The following is a 23261-nucleotide window of genomic DNA, read 5'->3' as shown; positions in this document are numbered from 1 at the left end:
AAAACTTAACGATAAAAACTAGTATAAAAAAAACCTCCAACTAAAAAGTTGAAGGTTTCCTAAAATCCAGCGGAGAAAGAGGGATTCGAACCCCCGGACCTGTTACAGTCAACAGTTTTCAAGACTGCCGCATTCGACCGCTCTGCCATTTCTCCAGTATGTTGCAGATCATTTTCTGATTGCGAGTGCAAATATAAGACGGTTTTTCGGTTCTCAAAACTTTTTTAGCTACTATTTGCAATAAAATTATAGGGCATAAAAAAAGAAAACCCTTAACAAAGTTAAGGGTTTCAAAGTCAGCGGAGAAAGAGGGATTCGAACCCCCGGACCTGTTACAGTCAACAGTTTTCAAGACTGCCGCATTCGACCGCTCTGCCATTTCTCCAGTATGTTGCTATCATTTTGTGATTGCGAGTGCAAATATAAGACGCTTTTTCGGTTCTCAAAACTTTTTTAGCGACTTTTTTAAAATAATTTTCAAGTGTCTAATTATCAGTATTTCCGAAAAATAGAAAGTTTAAAAAATTACTCTAAATCGTCTAAAATAGGTGTTGGTTTTTTATTTTCATCCACTGCAACAAACGAAAAAGTTCCTGAAACCACCGTTTCGCGCAGCTCAGAATACATTTGCTCCATAAAAATATCAACATGAATTTTACAGCTCGTTCGCCCAACGCTGTCTACTTTTGCCACTAATTCGATTAAAGTTCCCGCCGGAATCGCTTTTTTAAAATCGATCTGGCCGGTCGAAATCGTTACGACTTTCTTTCTGCTAAAACGGGTAGCGCAGATAAATGCTACTTCGTCCATTAAATGGAGAGCAGTTCCGCCAAATAAAGTGTCGTAATGGTTAGTTGTACTTGGGAAAACAGCCTTAAAAATACGCGTTTCAGATTTCTGGATTCTTTCTTCTACTGTTCCCATATTAATAGTTTACGTATTCTGTAATTTCAAGTCCGTAACCAATCATCCCAACGCGTTTGGTTTGTTCGGTATTAGAAACCAGTCTGATTTTAGAAATGTCAATATCGTGCAGGATTTGCGCGCCAATTCCGTAATCTTTACTGTCAATAATTACTTTTGGAGCTTTTAAAGTTCCGCTGGACTGCAAGGTTTTAAGTTCAGAAATTCTATTTAAAAGATTTACCGCCGTCATATCCTGATTGATGAAAATAACAGCGCCTTTTCCATTCTCGTTAATTACCTTAAACATGTCATCGAGCTGCTGTTCTGCATTGTTGGTCAATGTGCCTAGCAGGTCATTGTTTACCTGCGAAGAGTGGATGCGTGTTAAAATAGGTTCTCCGGAATTCCAGGTTCCCTTTGTTAAAGCAATATGAATTTGTTTGTTGGTCGTTTGTTCGTAAGCTCTTAATCTGAAAGTCCCAAAACGGGTTTCAATATCAAAATCTTCTTTTTTAACGATAAGACTGTCGTGTTGCATTCTGTAGGCAACCAAATCTTCAATAGAAACTAATTTTAAATTGAATTTTTTAGCCACCTCTATCAATTGAGGCAAACGTGACATGGTTCCGTCTTCGTTTAAAATTTCGCAGATAACTCCGGCCGGTTTAAATCCGGCTAATCGGGCAAAATCAATTGCTGCTTCTGTATGTCCGGTTCTTCTTAAAACGCCTCCTTGTTTGGCTATCAGTGGAAAAATATGTCCGGGACGAGCCAAATCATGTGGTTTGGTATTCGGGTCAACCAAGGCTTCAACTGTTTTAGAACGATCTGCAGCAGAGATTCCGGTGGTAACGCCATGACCTTTTAAGTCAATAGAAACGGTAAAAGCAGTTTCCATATGGTCTGTATTATTGCTAACCATAGCACGCAAATCCAGTTCCTTGCAACGGCTTTCGGTAAGTGGTGTACAGATTAAGCCGCGTCCGTGAGTGGCCATGAAGTTGATCATTTCCGGTGTTACTTTTTCGGCAGCAGCCAAAAAATCGCCTTCATTTTCGCGATCTTCATCATCGACTACAATGATTACTTTACCCTGACGAATGTCTTCTATGGCTTCTTCAATGGTATTCAGTTGTATATTAGTTGTTGACATAATTATTATTGCTTTTGAGCTGGTGAAAACCGCTCGGAAATTTTCTGAAATAGTTGTGAGATCGGAGTTGTAATCGCATCAAAATTAATTAATCCGTTGTCGTTTGTGGCGCGGTAGGTCAAAAGAACGGCCAGTGGCGTCAGAATAAACGACGACATCCATGATCCCAAAAACGGAGTGATACCGCCTTCCTGAGATAATCTTTTTCCGAATGTATTGATGAAGTGGAAAGTAATAAAGATTAAAACAGCGAATACGATTGGTAACCCAAGTCCGCCTTTTCTGATAATAGCACCCAGAGGAGCTCCGATAAAAAACATTAGAAAGCAGGCAAACGCAATTACGAATTTTTCGTATAAGGCACTCAGGTGCTTGTTAATATCACGTTGTTTATCCTTTAAGTCCTTTTGTGTCGTTTCTATCGAATAAATATTACTTGTAAGATTGCTTCCTGCCATTTTCAAAATATCAACTTTGTCTTTGTTCGTGTACATCGACATTAGATTGTTGGGCAGTTGTTTTTTCTTAAAATCTCTTTTTATTGATGGAGGTGCTTTTCTGATCCCAACGCGCTGATTGATGTTTTCAGAAAACGAAACAATCTCATTGTCCAGATTTTTATTTAAGGAATCCAGTGTATATCGCAATTCATTAACGTTAAGCATGGCGTTTGTACCGGCAATACTTTCTTTGCTGTCATCTACTTTATTAAGTTCAGATAAGTCAATATTGATGATCTGCTTTTTAAACCTTCCTTTAACGAAAGGCAATTTTGCACGATCCTCATATTTTTTAGGAGTAACATCCTGGTAATAATAACCATCATTTAAAACCAATTGCAGAATGCTTGATTTTTCACTGCTGATCAATTCACCGGTTTTCGATTTGATAACCGTTTTGTTTTCGCCCATATTATTAGGCTTTTCGTGAATCGTCACTCCCGTCAGGTGATTTCCGTTTTCTCCGGTCTTTTTGTTGACCTTAATATTATAAAAGCCAACATCGTTAAACTGTCCCTCAGCAATTGCCATTGCCGGCTTCGCTTGTGCAATATTTTTTCTAAAATTGACAAATTTATATTCTGCATACGGAATAACGTTATTGGCAAACCAAAACGCTACAATACTTAAAATACAGATAAATACAATTAAAACCCGCATGGCTCTCTGTAAAGAAATTCCGGAAGATTTCATGGCAGCAAATTCATAATTTTCGGCAAGATTTCCGAAAGTCATTATCGAAGCCAACAAAACTGAAAGCGGCAAAACCAGCGGAATAATACGCGGCATTGAGAAAAGCAGGAATTTAACAACCAGTAATAAATCTAAGTCTTTACCTGCAAGTTCTGAGATAAATAGCCAGACAGTCTGTAATATGAATATAAAAAAAAGGATTACAAATACCGTAGTAAATGTAATCAGAAAAGTTTTTAGTAAGTATTTGTCTAAAATTTTCAACCTTGTAATTAATCTAATTTATTAATGTAGTATTTCGGGTATTTACTCGCTACAAAGGTAAATTGATTTTTTGATAATGGCTGATTGGTTTTAAAAGAATTAACGGTTAAAGTTGTTTTTGTTCCGTTTTTTCCTGTTTCAATCAAATTATAGATGTGTTTGGTCTGAACGTCAATACCTAACAAAATTTCTTTTCTCTGATCTTTGGTATTGGTCGGAGCTAATTTTATGTATTGAATTTTTCTTCCTTTCACATTTTGAACAATATCCATATTGTATTTGTAGCCGGAATTGAAAAAAGTAAGCATTTTTGACGGCGTAATCGCAGCGTCATCTTTTTCATTTACTTTAGATATAGTAACTTCTTCATCTTCAGGTACAATTGTATAGGTTTTTTGCCCGTCAAAAATTTTAGTAACGCCCATAAAATTCAGTACATACTGATTTCCTTTCATGGTAACATTTCCTTTACTGTCCTGATTGATATTTTCTTTAGCATTGTTTAAAGAATATTTAAAGTCAATAACAATATTGTCGTAGCTTTTTATTTTTGAAGTCACCTGGTTCAATAAATCTTTTGCTTTTTTATCCTGAGCCTGAATAGAAGTGAAGCTCAAAAGGAATAAAACGCCTATTTGCAAAAACTTTTTAGTCCTGTTTGTGATAGAATTGTTGTTGATTTCTTGAAAATTTGCTTTCATGATAAGATTAATTTTGTTCATTATTAAAAAATTGATCAAGAGCACTTAAATCCGGGATGTTTACACTTCTGGCTTTACTGCCTTCAAACGGACCAACAATACCTGCTGCTTCCAGCTGATCAATCAAACGACCGGCTCTGTTGTATCCTAATTTTAATTTTCGCTGCAATAAAGAAGCAGAACCTTGCTGGGCATTGACTATAATCTCTGCGGCTTCTCTAAATAAAGTATCTCTTTCGGAAATATCTATATCAAGATTAATGCCACTTTCTTCCCCAACAAATTCAGGAAGCAAATAAGCATTGGCATACGCTTTTTGTCCACCGATAAAATCAGTGATTTTTTCAACTTCCGGAGTATCGATAAAAGCACACTGAACACGTACCACATCGTTTCCGTTTGTATAGAGTAAATCTCCTCGTCCAATTAACTGGTCGGCACCCTGTGTGTCCAAAATAGTTCTGGAGTCAATTTTAGAGGTTACCCTAAAAGCAATCCTTGCCGGGAAGTTGGCTTTTATTAAACCTGTAATAACGTTTACAGAAGGTCTTTGCGTGGCAATAATCAGGTGAATACCAATCGCACGGGCCAGCTGTGCCAGACGCGCAATAGGAACTTCAACTTCTTTTCCTGCCGTCATAATCAAATCGGCAAACTCATCTACCACCAAAACGATATAGGGTAAGAAACGATGACCTGCTTCGGGATTTAATTTTCTAGCTTTAAATTTATCGTTGTATTCTTTTATATTACGAACCATCGCATCTTTTAATAAAGAGTAACGATTGTCCATTTCCACACAAAGTGAATTTAAAGTATTGACAACTTTCGCATTATCGGTTATGATCGCATCTTCTGTATCCGGAAGTTTGGCCAAATAATGTCTTTCAATTTTATTGAAAAGAGTAAGCTCCACTTTTTTCGGATCGACCAAAACAAATTTCACCTCCGCAGGATGTTTTTTGTATAAAAGCGAAGTTAAAACTGCATTTAATCCAACCGATTTTCCCTGTCCGGTTGCACCCGCCATCAATAAGTGAGGCATTTTGGCAAGATCGACAACAAAAGTCTCGTTAGAAATGGTTTTTCCTAATGCAATAGGCAATTCCATTTCAGCTTCCTGGAACTTAGCGGCTCCGATAACGCTTTTCATGGAAACCATAGTTGGGTTTTTATTCGGAACCTCAATACCGATAGTACCTTTTCCGGGAATTGGCGCAATAATACGAATTCCTAATGCAGATAATGACAACGCAATATCGTCTTCTAAACTTTTAATTTTAGAAATTCTGATACCGGCTTCAGGAACAATTTCGTATAAGGTTACAGAAGGTCCAACGGTTGCTTTAATCTGTGCAATTTCGATTTTGTAGTTACGAAGTGTGTCTACAATTCTGTTTTTATTTTCTTCTAATTCTTCCTGATTGATTGTAATTCCGCCAGTTGAATATTCTTTTAATAGATCAATGGTTGGGAATTTATAATTCGATAAATCCAAAGTCGGGTCAAATAACCCGAAATCGGCCACAAGGCGCGAAGCCAGGTTTTCTTCTATAATATCTTCTTCTTCTGCCTTTTCAATTACAAAAGCCTCATCCGGTGAAACTAAAGGCAGTTCCTGTTTTGGGGCAATTGGTTTTAAAACCGGATTCAGTTCAATTTCAGAAGAGTGGGATATCGTTGGTTTTAAAGCTTCTTTGTTGATTTCAAATTGAGAATCGGCTGTTTTGATGTGGATTTCATCAATTTCGGGATCGCTTTCCGGTTCTTCAACGGCGAATTCTTCTAAATTATAAGCACTTTCCGGTTGAGCGGCAGCTGGTTTAAATGTGTCAAACTCAGATTTCAGTTGTTTTTTCGTAGAATCAAAATAGGATTGAATTTTTTCCGGAGAAACTTTAATTTTAAAAATCAGATACACTATTAAACCAAAAAGAAGGGTTAATAACGTTCCTGTTTTTCCAATGTAATCCTGCAGAAATAAATTTAATTCGTAACCAATTGTTCCTCCAAGTTCGGGAGCAGAAGTGGCAAAAAAACCAAATAAAACGGATACAATTATAATAGCAAAAATGTCCCAAAACCAGGTGTTTTTAAGTTTTTGGGTAGAAAGTTCCAACGCCAGAAACATTCCTGTTAAGAAAATGAGACGTACAAAAACGAACGAGGCAATTCCGAAACCTTTGTAGATAATGATGTCGGCTAAATAAGCGCCGAATTTTCCGAGCCAGTTTTCTGCAACCTCTGTACGGTCACCAAGCTGGTCTACGACACTCTGATCGTTTTGCCATTGTCCGTTAACATAAAAAGAAATAAATGCCACCAAAAGGGCAATAGAAAAAAGAACCAAAAGACAACCAACAACAAATTTTTGTTGTTTTGACATCTTAAAAGATCTTTTGTTTCCTTCCTGTTTTTCGTTTTTTTTATCTGCAGTTTCTTTTTTATTTTTTGCCATTCTTGCGTTTTCCTTTGCCTAAATAAATTTTGGAATATAAATAATCAAGCCTATTGCTATTGCAGTCATTGCGGCAAAAAATACCGCTCCGGCAGCAATATCTTTAATAAATCCGATTCGTTTGCTGTAATCAGGATGGATAAAATCGGCAATTTTTTCAACTGCCGTATTTAATCCTTCTATGCTTAAAACCAAACCGATAGCTAATGTCTGACATAGCCATTCGGTTTGTGAAATATGAAAATAGAACCCGGCTATGGTCATAATAATTCCCAATGAGAACTGGACCATAACACTGTGTTCTGTTTTTATCAATTTTACAGCTCCCTGCAAAGCATATTTTGTGCTTTTTAACCGACCTGTAACAAAAGTATTGTCTTTTTGAAATTCCATTATAGGATCTTATAGTGCAGCTAAAGCAGCTTCGTAATTTGGTTCGTTTGCAATTTCAGCAACTTGTTCTGTATGCAGTACTTTTCCGTTTTCATCGACTACAATAATAGCTCTGGAGTGTAAACCTGCTAAAGGTCCGTCAACGATTTCTAAACCGTTTGCTTTACCAAATGCACCAGTTTGAAAATCAGATAAGTTGACAACATTTTCTAATCCTTCGGCACCACAAAAGCGTTTTTGAGCAAATGGTAAATCTCTCGAAATACATAAAACTGTTGTGTTTTCTAAATTACTTGCACTGGCGTTGAATGTTCTAACAGATGTTGCACAAGTTCCTGTGTCTACACTTGGGAAAATATTTAAAACTAATTTTTTGCCCGCAAAATTACTTAATGAAGCTACAGATAAGTCGTTTTGAACTAATTTGAAGTCAGCTAATTGAGATCCAACTGCTGGTAATTCGCCTGATGTATGTACCGGATTTCCTCCTAATGTGATAGATGCCATGTTTTTTGTTTAAAATTAATGAGGTTCAAAAGTAAGGATTAAAATTTGAATCTAAAAGTATTTGTTATGCGTTTAAGGAGAGATTAAGAATGGTTTTTGGATAGCCACGAATTCACGTATTGGTGTTTTTATTTGCCAATTATTTTCATTGATAACTTTAAAATGCATGATATTATTGTGCATATAATTTTACTCTCATTTTTGTCAGGACCATATTGTGTGAAATGAAAACAGAAACATCTTTTGAAAACGTTTGCACGCGAGAGGGATAGGAGCAAGCTACCGAAGTAGCGTGGATAGCCCGACAGCATTAGTAAAAGGGGCGAATATAGACCTGCAAGATTAGCCCCTTTTTCTAATGGTGGCTCGCCCAACTGATTTAAGATTTAAGATTTAAGAATGTAGATTTTAGATTTATTCGCAACCTTGTCAGGCTGAGCGTCCCGAAATTTCGGGACGCTCAGCCTGACAAAAGTGACTTACTAAGAACTAAATACTAAGGACTAAGAACTAAGAACTAAATACTAAGGACTAAGAACTAATTACTAAGGACTAAGGACTAAGAACTAATTACTAAGGACTAAAAATAAAAAAGCGTCCCTAAAATAGAAACGCTTTCTCCGTCATGTTTTTTTGTTTTTTCTTTGAAAAAGAGGCTCGATTATTTATCGATGGAACCTAAAACACGTTTCATAAACGTATTTAAAGCTTCTTTTTTGTCGGTTCCCTGAGCAACTAGTTTCTGTACTTCAAGGGCGCCGTACATATTTGAAATCAGTTCGCCGATTACGTCTAATTCTTCGTCTTTAAGAGAAGGAATTTCGGTCATGGCTTCCAGAACTTCAATTGTTTCTATAATGTAATCCTGATCGTTTTCTTCGATGAATTGCGTTAAATGCTTAATTACCGGTAATTTCATAATTTAGACTTTCTTAGATTTTTAGACATTAGATTTGTGAGACTTTTTTAGATTTTAGACAATATTTAGAAGTCTAAAATTCTAAGACAGTCTAACGATCTAAATTAAGCAATTGCATTAACAAGATCGATTAAAACTTCTTGTTTGTTCGTTTGTGTTTCTCCCACTAACTGCCCGTTTACGAAAGTAGCAAAAGTTGGCAGGTTGCTTACGTTGGCTAATTTTCTTGATTCAGGAGAATTTTCTGCATCAACCAAAACAAAAGTGATAGCTTCATTTTCTGTGGCTAATTTTTTGAATTTTGGTTTCATAATACGGCAATTCCCACACCATGAAGCTGAATATTGTACTACTACTTTTTCGTTTTTAGCAACTAAATCTGCTAACGTATCTTCGTTTAAGTCGATTAACATTTGTTTCTTTTTTTAAGGTTCAGAGGCGCAAAGGTTCAAAGGGGCAAAGTTTTTGGAAACTTTGTATAGGTAGGTATTTTGCAAAATATATTTGCTTGGATTTTACCTTTGCTTATTTAATTAGAGTGAATTTTTAAAGTAGCAAAGGTTCAGAGAAGTCTTGTGTGTTTATGCAGTAAAAACCTTTGCTGCTATGCACCTCTGAACCTTTGTACCTTTATAAAAAATTAGTTTGCGCTTAAGTATTCAGCAGTACTAACTCTGTCAGCAGACATTGCTTCTTTACCAGCTTCCCAGTTTGCAGGGCAAACTTCACCTTTAGTCTGGATGTGTGTGTAAGCGTCTACCATTCTTAAGTATTCGTTTACGTTACGTCCTAATGGCATGTCGTTAACACTTTCGTGGAAGATTTTTCCAGTTTCGTCAATTAGGTAAGTAGCTCTGTAAGTTACGTTTGAACCTTCAATGATTACTGAATCTGTATCTTCGCTGTAACTTGTAGATTCGATATCTAAAATACCTAAAATGTTAGCTAGGTTACGATTTGTATCTGCTAAGATTGGGTAAGTTACACCTTCGATTCCACCATTGTTTTTTGGTGTGTTTAACCAGGCAAAGTGTACTTCGTTTGTGTCGCAAGAAGCTCCGATAACGATTGTATTTCTTTGCTCAAATTCTGGTAATGCAGCTTGAAAGGCGTGTAATTCTGTTGGACATACAAAAGTAAAATCTTTTGGATACCAGAACAATAGTACTTTTTTGTTGTTGTTAACTGCTTCTTCAAAAATGTTGATTTTTAAATTATCACCCATTTCTGAAATAGCATCTACTGCAATACTTGGGAATTTTTTTCCTACTAAAGACATATTTTTCGTTTTACGTTAAAAATTTATTCTGGTGCAAAAGTAGGGCATAAGTGAGTGTCGTTACAATAAGATGTGATTATAAAAATTTATAAGTTGATAAGTTTTGACTATTTAACGATGTAAACTATTGAATATCAATATTTACGGGAAGAACACCCACATAAGACTTATTTTCTAAAATCTGAATTGCAGCCGTTTTTTGAAATTCTGTAAAATCCTGATACAGCTGAATGAGTCCTGAAGCTTTACTAAGATTTGGAATTAAAGGCAAAACGTACGGATTTCCAAACACATAAATAATGCATTTTTTGGTTTGTAGAAGTTTAGAAAGCAATTCGAAAACCTGATCGTCAATCTCAAAATTATTTAAGGGTTTCGCTTTTGGCGGAAATAAAGCAATTAAAAGAGTTTCGAAGTTTTGCAGATTTTTTTCGATTTCAGAAATATTATTTTCAGGACTTTCGAAAGCAAATTCCGGCGAAATTAATTCTGAATTTAAGGTTTTGAAAAATGTATTTTCGGTATTCTTATATAAACTTAGTTTGGCAAGCTTGTTGTTTTTTTGAGATTTAAAAATCAAATCTGAAATCCCGTTATCAATGATCTTTGTGCTACAATTTTGCGCAATTTTAAAATTTAATTCAGCTGTCTTTTCGAAATTTAATTCGCCCGATGCAAAATTATCCTGAGACAGAATTCCGACTTTTTCTTTTGCTTTTCTGATTCTTTCATAACTTTGTAAAATTCGCTCCGGTGAAGCATTTTTGTAAATGGCTTCAATTCCTTCCGGAACATTTTCTGCAAAACATAAAACATCATTTCCGGCATTGAAAGCTTCCCATTCCAGTTCGCCTTTTCTTTCGTACAATTTAGAAACGCTGTGCATATTTAAGGCATCAGAAATCACTAAACCGTCGTAACCTAATTGATCTCTCAATAAATCCTGAATAACGGCTTTTGATAATGTTGCCGATGTATTTTTTCCGTTATTTAAGCTCGGAACGGCCAAATGTCCAATCATAATAGAGTCGACCTTGTTTTCGATTCCTTTTATAAAAGGGTATAATTCGTTTTCCAGTAATTCTTCCAGAGTTTCTTTTAAAACGGGCAATCCTAAATGCGAATCTACATTGGTATTTCCATGTCCGGGAAAGTGTTTCAGACAACCAAGAACGCCCACTTCTGACATTCCGTTTAAATATTCAACGGCAAAACGGGCTACTTTTTCTTTATTTTCACCAAAAGAGCGATAACCAATTACAGGATTATCAGGATTATTGTTGATGTCTGCCAAAGGCGATAAATTGTAGTGAATTCCGGCGGCTTTTAAATCCAGTCCAATTTGTTTTCCGACTTCGTAAACTAAATCAGATTTGTTTTCAGGTAAAGCACCCAGCGTTATTGCATACGGATATTGTGGTGTTTTTTCGATACGCATTGCCAAACCCCATTCGGCATCAATACTGATTAAAAGTGGAGTAGGAGCCGCTTTTTGATAACGTATAATAAGGGCTTTGATTTTTTCGTAACTGTCATCGTTGAAAACAATTTTTTTCTTGCTTTCGTAATTCGTTGCAGCGCTTGCACGGCTGTGAAAAAAAGTCAGTCCGCCAATATTGTGTTCTTTTATTAAACGTTCGGTTTCCTGAATATTTTCTTCGGTATCGTTGATAAAGACGGCGGGAAAGAAAAATTGTCCTATTTTTTTTCGTAATTCTTCGGCAGTAATTTTCATTGTTATAAGGTCTTTTTCATGCAAACACTATTATCCATTTCTTCATAAGGCGGATAATTGGGTATGATGGTATAATTTAATTTTTGATATAAGTTAATCGCTTCCGGCTGATTTTTTCCGGTTTCCAGAATGGTATAAGTATAACCCACTTCTTTCGCCCAGATTTCGAGTGCTGCCAAAATCGCAGATGCAATTCCTTTTTTGCGGTGATGCGGATGCACATACATGCGTTTGATTTCTGTTTTTCCAGGTTCTTTTTCGCGGAAAGCGCCGCAGCCAACCGGAACATTATTTTCATAATAAACAATAACATGTTTTATTTTATCAGTTTTATTAAACTGATTGTAAAACGCATGATCTTCGCCGTCCCTAATTGCTAAATCCTGATCTAATAAAGTTACAAGTTTTATAAAATCAATATCGTCTGAACTGGTTCTTTTAATATTAATCATATTTTATTGCATTTGTTTTTTCTACGCAAAGCTTTGTCAAAGTTTCAAACTTTGACAAAGCTGCCAAAGTTTATTATGTGTTGAGAAAGGAGTTTCTCTTTTTACTTTTCCAAACAAACTAAAAAATTTATGTTTCTATATATTTAATATATTCTATTTCAATTTAGCTTTCTTTTGTTTAGCTAATTGTTTCTTAGTTTCAATTGCTTTTTCTAATCGATTTTTAAAACGGAAAAGTTTTGGTAAACCTTCTAAACGGTCTTCAATTGTAATTTCTTCGTATACCACAATTGCTTTTTCTAAAACCCGAATTTCGTTTTCGAGATCGAGCTGATTTTTATAAATTGTTGCTAAACGATCGTAAGGGTGATTTCCTTTAAAGCTTTCTGCGACATTTTCCTCATATAACTCAATCGCTTTTTCCAGATTTCCGGTTTTCTCGAACTCACTTCCTTTCAGATTGCGTTCGGTCTGCAAATTTTCATTAATTTCCATAGGTTAAAGTTTGATTTGGGATTAAACTTCTTCTTGCTTCTTCCCAAAATCTTTCGGGAATATTAAAAAACGTGATAAAATCAGACCTGGAATTGTGGCAATAAAAACCCAAATAAAGAAGTTTTGATAGCCTAAATAATTTTGAATATAACCACTCATCATTCCCGGAAGCATCATTCCTAATGCCATAAAACCGGTTGCCAATGCGTAATGTGCTGTTTTAGATTCTCCTTCGGCAACATGAATCAGATACATCATAAAACCGGTAAAACCAAATCCGTAACCAAATTGTTCCAGAATTACAACGGCATAAATATAATAAATGGATGTTGGATGAAAGAAAGCCAAAAGGATAAAACCAATTATAGGAAGATGCATTGCCAAAAACATTGGCAGCATCCATTTTGTTAAACCTTGTTTTGAAATAGCGATTCCGCCCAGAATTCCACCAATGGTTAGCGCAATTAATCCAAAAGTTCCGTAAATTAGACCCACATCTTCAGTGTCAAGTCCCATTCCGCCTTTTTGAAGAACTTCTTGGTTTCTTTTAGAAGAAATTAATTTATCGATGATTTTAATTCTAACATCATTTGCTTTTTTATATTCGGTTTCAGTTTTTGCTTTAGTTTCCAGTAAAGGTTTTTTTTCGTTTCTGGTTTGAGCTTTTAATGGTAATTTAGAATATAATAATTGCAGTTCTGAATTTGTAAGTGTTTGGCCTGTTTTTACTTTTTGATTGTATAGCGCCAATGCATTATTTTCGTTTTGATCTGAGCTTGCTTCAACTAATTCATATTTAATTGGATCAACAAGAAAAGGAGTCAGCATTTTAAGTAATTGAGATTCTCCCAATCTAAAAACAAGAATGAAGAGTAAAACTATAAGAATTTGTTTTTTCTTAAAAAAACTTATAAATACAGTAGCAAAATTTTGGTGATTATCTTTTTTAATTTCAGAAAGCTTAACTTCATTTTTTGGTGTAAAAATAAAATTATACACTGTAATTACAGTCATAAATAATCCGACTATAATCATAGTGTATGACCATGCTTTTTGATTATCTCCGTATTTATGTTCGAGATATCCTGCTAAAAGTATTACCAGTCCATTTCCTGCAATCATTGATGCTCTGTAAAATGTACTTCTAATTCCTAGAAAAAAAGATTGTTCTTCTTTAGGCAGAACAAGTAGATAAAAGCCATCACTTGCAATATCGTTGGATGCTGAAGCAAAGGCTGCTGCCCAGAATACCGCCAGAGTTAATATGAAAAAATTATTTACCGGTATGGTAAACCCAACAATTAAGAAAGCAATTGAAATAATTAGCTGCATTGCTAAAAACCATTTACGTTTTGTTCCGTAAAGTTCAATTAGAGGACTCCATAATGGTTTAATGACCCAAGGCAGATATAATAAACTTGTATATAAACCAATATCTTCGTTAGTGATTCCTAATTTCTTATACATCAATACAGATACGGAAATGATGATAACATACGGAAAACCAGATGCAAAGTTTAAAAGCGGAATCCAGAACCACGGTTTATTATCTGTTTTCATTTGGCTGTGCGGGGATATAATTTTTAAATGGTTTTTTTAAGTCTATTGCGGTTGGCGTACTTTCGTTCGCATAATAATCAATAAAGGTTAAGGCACAGGCTTTGTATAAATTCAGTTTTCCGCCTGCGATAGAAAAAGTGATTTTACCATCTTCCTCTTTTATCGTAACTTTTTCTATAATTTTTGTAGCATCGTTACTATCAATTTTAGAAATGTGTTCTCCGCCATAAACTACCATATAGCGCACTTTTGTATTGAGAGGACTTTTGATTGTAAAAGTGTATTTGATGCTGTCTTTGCTGTATTCTAAAACTTTTGGAGTATCAATTATAACATGTCTCAAATTCGGAACGGCTAAAGGAAGTGCGGGATATTTATATTGATTTTCTTCTAACAGACGGACAACATCAAAATTTTTGCCCATAAACCATTTGGCACTAAAATAAGCGCTTCCGGAAACGTTTTTAAAACTTCGTGCATAATCTACCTGCGTTGGAATCTCAGTTGCAAAATTCCAGCTTTTATCTCCGTCATCTCTGATTTTGTATGGCGCGTGTCCGATATAAACAGCCGTGTTATTAGCATTTTCTGCCCACCATTTTACTAATTTTGAATAAGAAGCTCTTGGATTATTCATACTCCAATACAATTGCGGCATGATATAATCAATCCATTTTTGATCCATCCATAACATTGGATCAGCATACAAATCATCATAATTGGATGTTGATTGCGTTTCTGAACCTCTTGGATCTTTAGATTTATTTCTCCAGACTCCAAACGGACTGATACCAAACTGAACCCACGGTTTGCTGTCTTTTATGGTTGTCGAAATAGTATGCACAAAGTTGCTCACATTCGCACGGCGCCAGTCTCCAATGCTTAATCCGGCACCATATTTTTTATAAGAAGCGGTGTCGTTAAATGATTTTCCGGCAACTGCATACGGATAAAAATAATCATCAAAATGAATCGCATCAATGTCATATTTGTCCACAACTTCCTTAACCACTTTTGTCAAATGTTCCTGAACTTCCGGCAGAGCAGGATCGTAATAATATTTTCCGCCATATTCTATCATCCATTCGGGATGTTTGAAAATATCGTGGCTGGGACTTAGTAAGTTTTTATTTAAATCGAAAGTAGCACGATACGGATTCAGCCAGGCATGAAATTCAAATCCTCTGTTGTGTGCCTGCTCAATCATCCACGCCAGAGTATCGTAATAAGGATTGGGCGCTACACCTTCTTTTCCCGTCAGAAAACGCGACCATGGCGCAAACTCAGAAGGATAAATAGCATCTCCAACACTTCGAACCTGAACGATTACAGCATTATAATTTAATTTTTTATAAGTTTCTAAAATTTCCAGATAATCAGCTTTCTCTTTCTCTACGTTATCTGTGGCAGTTTTTGGCCAGTCGATATTGACAACGGTAGCAATCCAAACACCTCTGAATTCGTTTTTAGGATGCATTATGGTTTCCTGTGCAAATGAGATCGTCGAAACGAGCAAAATAAATAGGGCAGAGAATATTAGAGACTGATTTTTATGCATTTTAAAGTTTTTAACAAAAACCAAAAATAGTTTTTTTAGATGATTATAAGAAATTTAAGTTTCGCAATTATAATACCATTTTTTCTAAAAAACCTAAACTTTAAATATCAGTTTTCTTTTATATAAAATCCATAGAATCACAGACCAGAATGCGGCGTAAGACAATGCATAAACCAATGATGCATTTAATGGATTTTCAAAGTTGGGCACAATCCCAAAATTGTAGATATAAGACTGAAGGCTGATTTCTTCGCCACCCGTTTCGGGATTTTGCATTTTAACAGAACCCAAAACCCTCGGAATTATGCCTGAAAAGTAAAAGACAATCATAGGGTTTACTCCCCAGATTAAAAATAATTTAGCCCATTTTTTATAATCTGCTACATCAATAATATAGTAAAGTAAAGTGAGACAAATGGTTGCGATTCCGCCCGTGTATAATACATACGAACTGGTCCAAAGCGATTTATTGATTGGGAAAATGATATTCCAGAGTAATCCGGAAACTAATAAAACGATTCCGGCGATAGACAGTTTCTTTATAATTTCGATTTTAGGAACAGGTAAATTTAAAATTTGTCCGATAAACATTCCGGTAATTCCGGTTACGATTGCCGGTAAAGTACTCAAAATTCCTTCGGGATCCCATGTTTTGGAAACGCTCCATAGATGCCCGTTTAAAACCAAATTATCCAGCCATGCAGCAAGATTGGTGCCTTTTTCAAAGTTGGCTTCTCCAAATCCGGGAACGGGAACAAAAGCCATTAATAGGTAATATCCAACTAAGATTGATCCTCCGACAAGAAGTTGTGTTTTTAAATTCGTTTTCAAATACAAAAGCGAAGTAAAAAAATAAACAATGGCGATTCTTTGCAGAACACCGGGAATTCTAACGTCTTCAAATCCTTCCAAGCCGCTGTAGGTTAGAAAAAGTAATACGGTTAAAATTGCGAAAACCAGATAAGTTTTGACTTTTAAAGTAAAATTTCCCAAAAGTGCATAAGCAATTCCGAAGAAAATAATAAGTCTCAAAGCCAAAAGCGGAATTCCTTCCAGACCAAACAAATGAATTCTGCCAAAAAAGCCCAGAGATAATCCTAAACAAAAGATTCGCAGAGAACGGACTAAAATTTTATTAAAAACAGCGCTGTCCAGATGTTTCACGGGCATAGCAAATGGTATTGCTGTTCCCATTATAAATACGAAAAAAGGAAAAACTAAATCGGTTGGTGTACAGCCGTGCCATTCTGCATGTTCTAATGGCGGATAAATCGAAGACCAGCTTCCGGGATTGTTTACTATCGTCATCAGGAAAATAGTAAATCCTCTAAATACATCAAGTGAGGTTAAACGTTCTTTTGTCATGGTTTTTTGGTTTGTTGATAGTTTATTTTTTGTTGACTTTAAAATTATTTTAAAAACTTTATGGGCATACATCTTATTGCTAAAGAGTAAGGAAGAGAAACTCATTTCTCCAAAATAGCTTGGTGTTTAGCAGTTTTGACAAAGTTTTAAACTTTGACAAAGTTTTTCGTAGAATAACACAACGTCTATGTTTGTTTAACAAGTGAAATGCCTTTTCTTCATTCCAAAATCTATGATTCTATATGTTTAAAAATTTAATCCGGCATAGAAATTTTCCCCATGGTTACTGACGGAATTTTTGCAGTTCCGAAATTGAAATCTCCTCCTGCAACTGTTTCATTTGCTAAAAGAGCAAACAAAATCGCTTCTTTGGCATCACTGTTTATTCCTAAATCGTTGGTTTTATTAAACTGACAAGGCAATAATTCTTTCAGCCATTCTATTAATAATGGATTGTGTGCACCTCCGCCTGAAACATAAATTTTGAAATCTTCTATTTTACGGTTACTGTTTTTGGAGGCAAACTGAATGGCTTCTGCGATCGTTTCGGCACTAAACCGTGTCAAAGTCGCCAATAAATCCTGAGGTGTAATGTTTTTATTATCACTTTTAGCCAAAGCAATAGTAACATAATCAAAACCAAAAAGTTCCTGACCAATGGTTTTCGGAAAATCTTGTTTAAAAAATGCATTGTCTTTTAAATGTTCTAAAAGGGATTGGTTTACCGTACCTTGTTTAGCTATTTCGGCATCTTTGTCAAAACTTTTATCCAGGAAATATTGTTTTACAAAAAGATCGATAAGTGTATTTCCAGGACCAGTGTCGGTTACAAAAGTCTCTTCGGCATTTATCGCGCTTGGGAGATACGTAAAATTGGCAATTCCGCCAATATTGAGCATAATGCGGTTTTCTCCCTCTTTCCCAAAGAGAAAATAATCGCCGTAAACAGCTAACGGCGCGCCTTCGCCACCGGCTGCAACATGTTTTTGTCTGAAATCGGATAGCGTTATAATTCCCGTTTTTACAGCAATATGATCGCCGTCGCCAATTTGCAAAGTAGCATTTGGGAATTTTTCCTGCTTATGTAAAAACTTAGGTGCATGTAAAACGGTTTGTCCGTGAGAGGCAATTAAATCTACTTCTTTGGAATCAATATTCCATTTTTTTAAACTTTTGTTTATCATTTCAGCATGCAGCAAACCAATCCATTCGTTGAGTAAAACCAAATGCTGAAAATCGATCGTTTTTTGGGCGAAGACTTTTCGGATTTCAGTTTTTATTTCTTCCGAATAATCAACGGTTTCAAACTGAAGTAATTTTACATCGGTATCAACGCCTGACCCGGAAATTTCGCAAAGTGCAATATCCAATCCGTCAAGCGAAGTTCCAGACATAAGACCGATTATTTTTCGGCTTTGCTTTTGAGCAATTTGATAAAGTGCGTTTATATTTTTGTTCATGAAAGTGCAATTTTAAAATAGCTTAATAATTTTCAACACATAGAGACATAGTTTTTTGAAACCGTGTAAAAGGCGTTTCGCTTGTTTAAACAAACATAGACGTTGTGACTCTTTGCGAAAGCTTTGTCAAAGTTTTAAACTTTGACAAGGATGCTCACGTTAGACTATGTGTGAGATACGAGTTTCTCTTTTATAATCTTTTCTGCGTGAAATAAAATCTATGTTTCTATGTGTTAAATATAATTATTCCCAATTATACACAACGATTTACTTCGTTATAGATTCATAAATTATTTTCTGAATATCTTCCCGAATTTTCTCTTTCGCCAGTTTATTTCCTTCTTCACCAACTTCCGGATAGGTTCTGTTCGATAAAAACACATAGACTGTTTCGTTAGCCGGATCTACCCACACCATATTGCCGGTAAACCCAGTGTGTCCAAAACTAGAAGCCGAGGCGCATTGACAAGTCGGTCCATCTTTTCCTAATCGCTTATCAAAACCTAAACCTCTTTCTACGCCCTGAGCGCAGTAAAAACAAGTGTTGAAAGTATCAAATGTTGCTGAAGAAAAGTATTGTTCGCCACCATAATTTCCTTTTTGAAGAAACAGCTGCATCATTTTGGCGACATCCATTGCATTCGAAAAAACTCCAGCGTGACCTGCAACTCCGCCTTCCATGGCGGCCGCCATATCGTGGACGTAACCCTGAATGAGCTGATGTCTGAAATAGGTATCAATTTCAGTTGGGGCAATTTCATTTTTATCAAATCTCAACAACGGATTGTACGTGGTGTAATTCATTCCCAGAGAATTAAAGAATTTTTCCTGACTTAAATCTTCTAATTTTTTATGCGTAACTCTTTCTAAATATTCTTTTAAAATGATAAAAGTAAAATCGCTGTATTTGTATTCCTTTTTTAGCGAAACAGGAGAATCGGCAATAAATTTCATGATGGTGTCGTGATAATCATTTCTGATGAAAAGACTATCAGCCACTTTCGTAGTGAAATTTTTCTCCGGAATTTTACGATAATATTCCGCAGACGGAAAACCTTTTGCATCCAGAGTCGATTTATAAAACGGACTCCACGCAATTAATCCTGCATAATGATTGAGCAAATCTTTAAACGTAATATCTGTTTTATTTGATTTTGAAAACAAAGGCAACATTGATCCTAATTTAGTTTCTAAAGTCACTTTTTGTTTATCGTACAATTGCATTACATTAGGCAAAGTCGAAATCATCTTTGAAATCGAAGCAACATCGTATAAATCGGTATTGGAGACTTTTACATCATTATTATAAGTATGATATCCGTACGATTTCTGAAAAACAACATTGCCTTTTCTGGCAACCAAAACCTGCATCCCGGGTGCCATTTTCCCTTCGATTGCTTTTTGTGCAATAGCATCAATTTTAGAAAGCACGGCAGAACTCATTCCGACGTTTTCCGGCATTTGAAAAGCCAGACGATCTTTTTTTTCGGTTGTTAATCCGTCGTTTACTTTGAAATTATCATTTATAGAAACCGGTAATTTGCCTTTTGCGCCTTTGGCACCAAATAGAATTTCGGCAGAAACAATTTGAGAAATCGGAGCGTTTTGATACGAAACAACCAATCCTTCAATAGCATCGAAATTGGTAATTGCGAGCAGAGAATACGGTTTTGCAAAAATGTCCAGAATCACCTTGTTTTTCTCCGCAATTTTATTCAGAAAAAACAATTCGTCTGAAGTAAAATCATGTTTCTCCCAGGCTTTATTCACTTTGTGATAACTTAAAATTACCAGATCAAATTTCTTTAATTCGGTATTTAAAGAATCTACATTGGTGTTGGAAAGTTCTGTAATTTCGGTATATTTTTTTAAAGTGGTAATGAAATCACTGTTGGTATCTTCGCCCATTTTCACATAAGCGATCTTTTTTGTCAGATCTTTTATAGGAAGAATTTCTTTTTCATTTTTAAGAATTGTCACTGCATTTTCATATAAAGTATAATGAAGTGCGTCTTTGTCCGGACTGTTTAAATCTTCTTTTAAATTCTTTAAATCAATAGCCTGATATTTATTTAAACCCGCTTTGTATTTATAATGCAATATCTTTTTTACAGAATGTGCCAGACGTTCTTCTGTAATCTGTCCGTTTGCATAAAAGATTTTTAGTTTTTCTAAAGCTTTCGGAACATCATCCGGGCATAAGAAAATATCATTTCCGGCTAATAAAACAGCTAATTCTAAATCTCCAACGGGTTTAAAATCGCTTGCGCCTTTCATACCTAAACCATCGGTAAAAATTAAGCCTTCAAAGCCCATTTGTTTTTGAAGTAATTCTGTGACAATAGCATAAGAAGCAGAAGACGGAATGTTTTGTGTTGGTTCTAACGACGGAATATTTAAGTGCGCCACCATTACAGAAGCCAGACCTTCATCAAAAAGCTGTTTATAAGGATATAAATCGACCTGATCGATTTGTTCTTTTGAAAGTAAAACGGTTGGAAGTGTTTTATGAGAATCTGTGGCGGTATCTCCATGACCCGGAAAGTGTTTTCCCGTACACAAAACGCCCTGACTCTGAATACCTTTCATTACTGCAGCCGCTTTATTTGCTACATTGGTTTTGCTTTCGCCGAAAGAGCGATTTCCAATGATGGGATTCAGCGGATTGGTATTAATATCTAAAACTGGTGCAAAATTAAAATGGATTCCCATTCTTTTGCATTCCATTCCCATGTTTCTGCCGACTTTTTCCAGCAAAGCTAAATCGTCAATCGCACCCAAAGTCATGTTCCAGGGATAACGGTATGTCGAGTCTAAACGCATGGCAAGTCCCCATTCTGCATCGAGACCTATGAATAACGGAACTTTGGCTTTTGCCTGATAATCATTAGTCAGTTTCGCCTGACGTACCGGACCACCCTGAAAGAAAATGATACCGCCCACTTTATATTTCGAAACCAGTTCCCGTACTTTATTTTCATGCACAGAATCTTTATTAGAGTACGCATTCGCAAAAAACAATTGTCCCAGTTTTTCATCCAGATTCATTTGAGAATAAATACTGTCTGTCCAACGAGTTTCGGCATCACAATCTTTTAAAAAAGGTTTTCTTTCTGATTTGGCTTTGGCGGTATAAACTTCATTATTTTCTGTTGAAACTGGTGTGGCCGTTTCAACTGTGGTTTTGCTTTTTTTAGAAACGCCGCAATTGACGATTAAAAAAAGAACCGCAGTAAAAAGGCCTATTTTGATAAGAGCATTTTTCATGAAATAATTTTTGCGCCATATAATTCCCAAATCAAATTTTAGATTTGTATGGCTATTTTATGTTTTGTGGAATTAAAAAGAGATTCTTTCGCTGGAATGTCTGCTGGTAAAATAAATTCCGATGTAAGTAAATAATCCGTTTACGATAATTAATTCGTTATCAAAAGTATAACCAAATAATTGCGCTGAGTGTTCGCTTAAGAAATACGTTAAAATTGGTGAAATAACACAAATAAGCGGAATCAGTTTATCGTTTACCAATCTTGATTTCTGTAACAATCCAAAAGCGTATAATCCTAATAATGGTCCGTAAGTATAAGATGCCGCTCTAAATATTAAAGCCACAACTGATGCATCATTAAAGGAATTTAAAACAATAATAACCAGAAAAAGTAAAATTGAAAAGGCAAAATGCACCCAATGTCTGATTTTTACATTTTTGTTGTTATCGAGATTTTCTGCTTTATCCATTCCCAAAAAATCGACACAAAATGAAGTTGTTAAAGCTGTTAAAGCAGAATCTGTTGTGGCAAAAGTGGCGGCGATAATTCCTAAAAGGAAAAAAAATGCCGGCACAATGGAAAGATGATTTAAAGCGATTTCCGGAAAAAGTAAATCGGTTCTTGGCTTTCCCGTTGTTAAATCTAACGGAATTTCAACATTATTTTTGGAGGCATAAATATATAATAATGCACCTAAACTTAAAAAGATAATGTTGATTAAAACGAAAATTCCGGTAAACGTAAACATGTTTTTTTGTGCTTCGCCAATATTTTTACAGCTTAGGTTTTTCTGCATTAAATCCTGATCGAGCCCTGTCATTGCAATGGTGACAAACATTCCTCCTAAAATTTGTTTTACAAAGTGGTACTTGCTCGTAAAAAAGTCATCGAAGAAAAATATTTTAGAATAATTGCTTTTCTGAATCGTTGAAACGGATTCCAGAACGGTTAAATTTAAACTGTCGCAAACAAAATAAATGGTGATAAAAACAGAACTGACCAAAAAAAATGTTTGTAAGGTATCTGTAATAATAATTGTTTTTAAACCGCTTCTAAAAGTGTATAAAAATATCAAAGCCAAAGCCAAAAGCACTGTTACAGGAAATGGAATATTGAAATCATTAAACACATAACGCTGCAATACAATGACAACCAGATACAGTCTGAATGCTGAACTGATGGTTCTGCTGACTAAGAAAATCGATGCTGCGGTTTTATAACTTCTAACTCCCATACGTTGCTCGATATAACTGTAAATCGATGTAAGATTCATTCTGTAATAAAGAGGCAGCAGCACTTTTGCAATGATAATAAAACCGATAGCGTTTCCTAGAACAAACTGAAAATATTTGAACTGTTCTCCGTTTGGTGAACCCACTTCTCCTGGAACCGAGATAAAAGTTACGCCCGAAAGCGCAGTTCCAATCATACCAAAAGCAACCAAATACCATTTTGAATTTTTATTTGCTTTGAAAAAAGAATCGTTGTCCTGTCCTTTTTTACTGATTACGTTTGAGATAAAAAGTAAAAGTCCAAAATAAACAAAGATGAAAATGAGAATTGTAGTAGAAGACATTATGGTTTTGGTTTAGAA

The 23261-nt window shown here is 35.4% G+C and carries 19 protein-coding genes and 2 tRNA genes; all 21 read right to left on the bottom strand.

Annotated features, from left to right (window positions below; translation table 11 throughout):
• Positions 1–70: 70 nt before the first annotated feature.
• Positions 71–155 (bottom strand) — tRNA-Ser (locus ABEB31_RS19430).
• A 145-nt stretch (positions 156–300) separates the two neighbouring features.
• Positions 301–385 (bottom strand) — tRNA-Ser (locus tag ABEB31_RS19425).
• 140 nt (positions 386–525) lie between these two features.
• Positions 526–924: an acyl-CoA thioesterase gene (locus tag ABEB31_RS19420; RefSeq protein ID WP_184167062.1), complete on the bottom strand. Its 399-nt coding sequence runs from the start codon at positions 922–924 to the stop codon at positions 526–528.
• Position 925: 1 nt separating this feature from the next.
• On the bottom strand, positions 926–2059 hold the full coding sequence (ribB, locus tag ABEB31_RS19415) for a 3,4-dihydroxy-2-butanone-4-phosphate synthase (RefSeq protein WP_347053318.1): 1134 nt from the start codon (positions 2057–2059) through the stop codon (positions 926–928).
• Positions 2060–2064: 5 nt separating this feature from the next.
• Complete coding sequence (locus tag ABEB31_RS19410) at positions 2065–3516, bottom strand: LptF/LptG family permease (protein WP_347053317.1); 1452 nt, start codon at positions 3514–3516, stop codon at positions 2065–2067.
• A gap of 8 nt (positions 3517–3524) precedes the next feature.
• On the bottom strand, positions 3525–4217 hold the full coding sequence (gene lolA1 / locus ABEB31_RS19405) for an outer membrane lipoprotein periplasmic chaperone LolA1 (RefSeq protein WP_347053316.1): 693 nt from the start codon (positions 4215–4217) through the stop codon (positions 3525–3527).
• Between the two features lie 7 nt (positions 4218–4224).
• Positions 4225–6675, bottom strand: coding sequence for an FtsK/SpoIIIE family DNA translocase (locus ABEB31_RS19400; protein ID WP_347053315.1), 2451 nt, complete (start codon positions 6673–6675; stop codon positions 4225–4227).
• A gap of 18 nt (positions 6676–6693) precedes the next feature.
• On the bottom strand, positions 6694–7068 hold the full coding sequence (locus tag ABEB31_RS19395; RefSeq protein ID WP_347053314.1) for a diacylglycerol kinase: 375 nt from the start codon (positions 7066–7068) through the stop codon (positions 6694–6696).
• 9 nt (positions 7069–7077) lie between these two features.
• On the bottom strand, positions 7078–7575 hold the full coding sequence (gene tpx, locus ABEB31_RS19390) for a thiol peroxidase (RefSeq protein ID WP_347053313.1): 498 nt from the start codon (positions 7573–7575) through the stop codon (positions 7078–7080).
• 661 nt (positions 7576–8236) lie between these two features.
• Positions 8237–8494, bottom strand: a complete 258-nt coding sequence (locus tag ABEB31_RS19385; protein WP_008462029.1) for a DUF6952 family protein — start codon at positions 8492–8494, stop codon at positions 8237–8239.
• A gap of 104 nt (positions 8495–8598) precedes the next feature.
• A complete protein-coding gene (locus ABEB31_RS19380; protein ID WP_007805605.1) occupies positions 8599–8907 on the bottom strand; it encodes a thioredoxin family protein in 309 nt (102 codons plus the stop codon).
• 227 nt (positions 8908–9134) lie between these two features.
• Complete coding sequence (locus tag ABEB31_RS19375; protein WP_057119327.1) at positions 9135–9773, bottom strand: peroxiredoxin; 639 nt, start codon at positions 9771–9773, stop codon at positions 9135–9137.
• A 124-nt stretch (positions 9774–9897) separates the two neighbouring features.
• A complete protein-coding gene (locus ABEB31_RS19370; protein WP_347053312.1) occupies positions 9898–11508 on the bottom strand; it encodes a glycoside hydrolase family 3 protein in 1611 nt (536 codons plus the stop codon).
• A gap of 2 nt (positions 11509–11510) precedes the next feature.
• Entirely contained in the window at positions 11511–11960 is a 450-nt protein-coding gene (locus ABEB31_RS19365; RefSeq protein WP_347053311.1) for a GNAT family N-acetyltransferase, read from the bottom strand.
• Between the two features lie 153 nt (positions 11961–12113).
• On the bottom strand, positions 12114–12455 hold the full coding sequence (locus ABEB31_RS19360; RefSeq protein WP_347053310.1) for a tetratricopeptide repeat protein: 342 nt from the start codon (positions 12453–12455) through the stop codon (positions 12114–12116).
• Between the two features lie 21 nt (positions 12456–12476).
• Entirely contained in the window at positions 12477–14015 is a 1539-nt protein-coding gene (locus ABEB31_RS19355) for an MFS transporter (protein ID WP_347053309.1), read from the bottom strand.
• Positions 14002–15573, bottom strand: a complete 1572-nt coding sequence (locus ABEB31_RS19350; protein ID WP_347053308.1) for a glycoside hydrolase family 10-like protein — start codon at positions 15571–15573, stop codon at positions 14002–14004. The genes ABEB31_RS19355 and ABEB31_RS19350 overlap by 14 nt, the downstream gene beginning before the upstream one ends.
• A gap of 93 nt (positions 15574–15666) precedes the next feature.
• Positions 15667–16938 (bottom strand): acyltransferase family protein, encoded by a 1272-nt coding sequence (locus tag ABEB31_RS19345; RefSeq protein WP_347053307.1) that lies wholly within the window; start codon positions 16936–16938, stop codon positions 15667–15669.
• A gap of 254 nt (positions 16939–17192) precedes the next feature.
• Entirely contained in the window at positions 17193–18398 is a 1206-nt protein-coding gene (locus tag ABEB31_RS19340) for an anhydro-N-acetylmuramic acid kinase (protein WP_347053306.1), read from the bottom strand.
• A 267-nt stretch (positions 18399–18665) separates the two neighbouring features.
• Entirely contained in the window at positions 18666–21665 is a 3000-nt protein-coding gene (locus ABEB31_RS19335) for a serine hydrolase domain-containing protein (RefSeq protein WP_347053305.1), read from the bottom strand.
• A 72-nt stretch (positions 21666–21737) separates the two neighbouring features.
• Positions 21738–23243 (bottom strand): sodium:solute symporter, encoded by a 1506-nt coding sequence (locus ABEB31_RS19330; RefSeq protein ID WP_347053304.1) that lies wholly within the window; start codon positions 23241–23243, stop codon positions 21738–21740.
• Between the last annotated feature and the right edge of the window lie 18 nt (positions 23244–23261).

This window comes from Flavobacterium olei, assembly GCF_039749035.1.
In the GTDB taxonomy this organism is placed as follows: Bacteria; Bacteroidota; Bacteroidia; order Flavobacteriales; family Flavobacteriaceae; genus Flavobacterium; species Flavobacterium olei.
The sequence above is the reverse complement of the archived record's forward strand: the minus strand, read 5'-3'. Positions and strand labels throughout refer to the sequence as shown.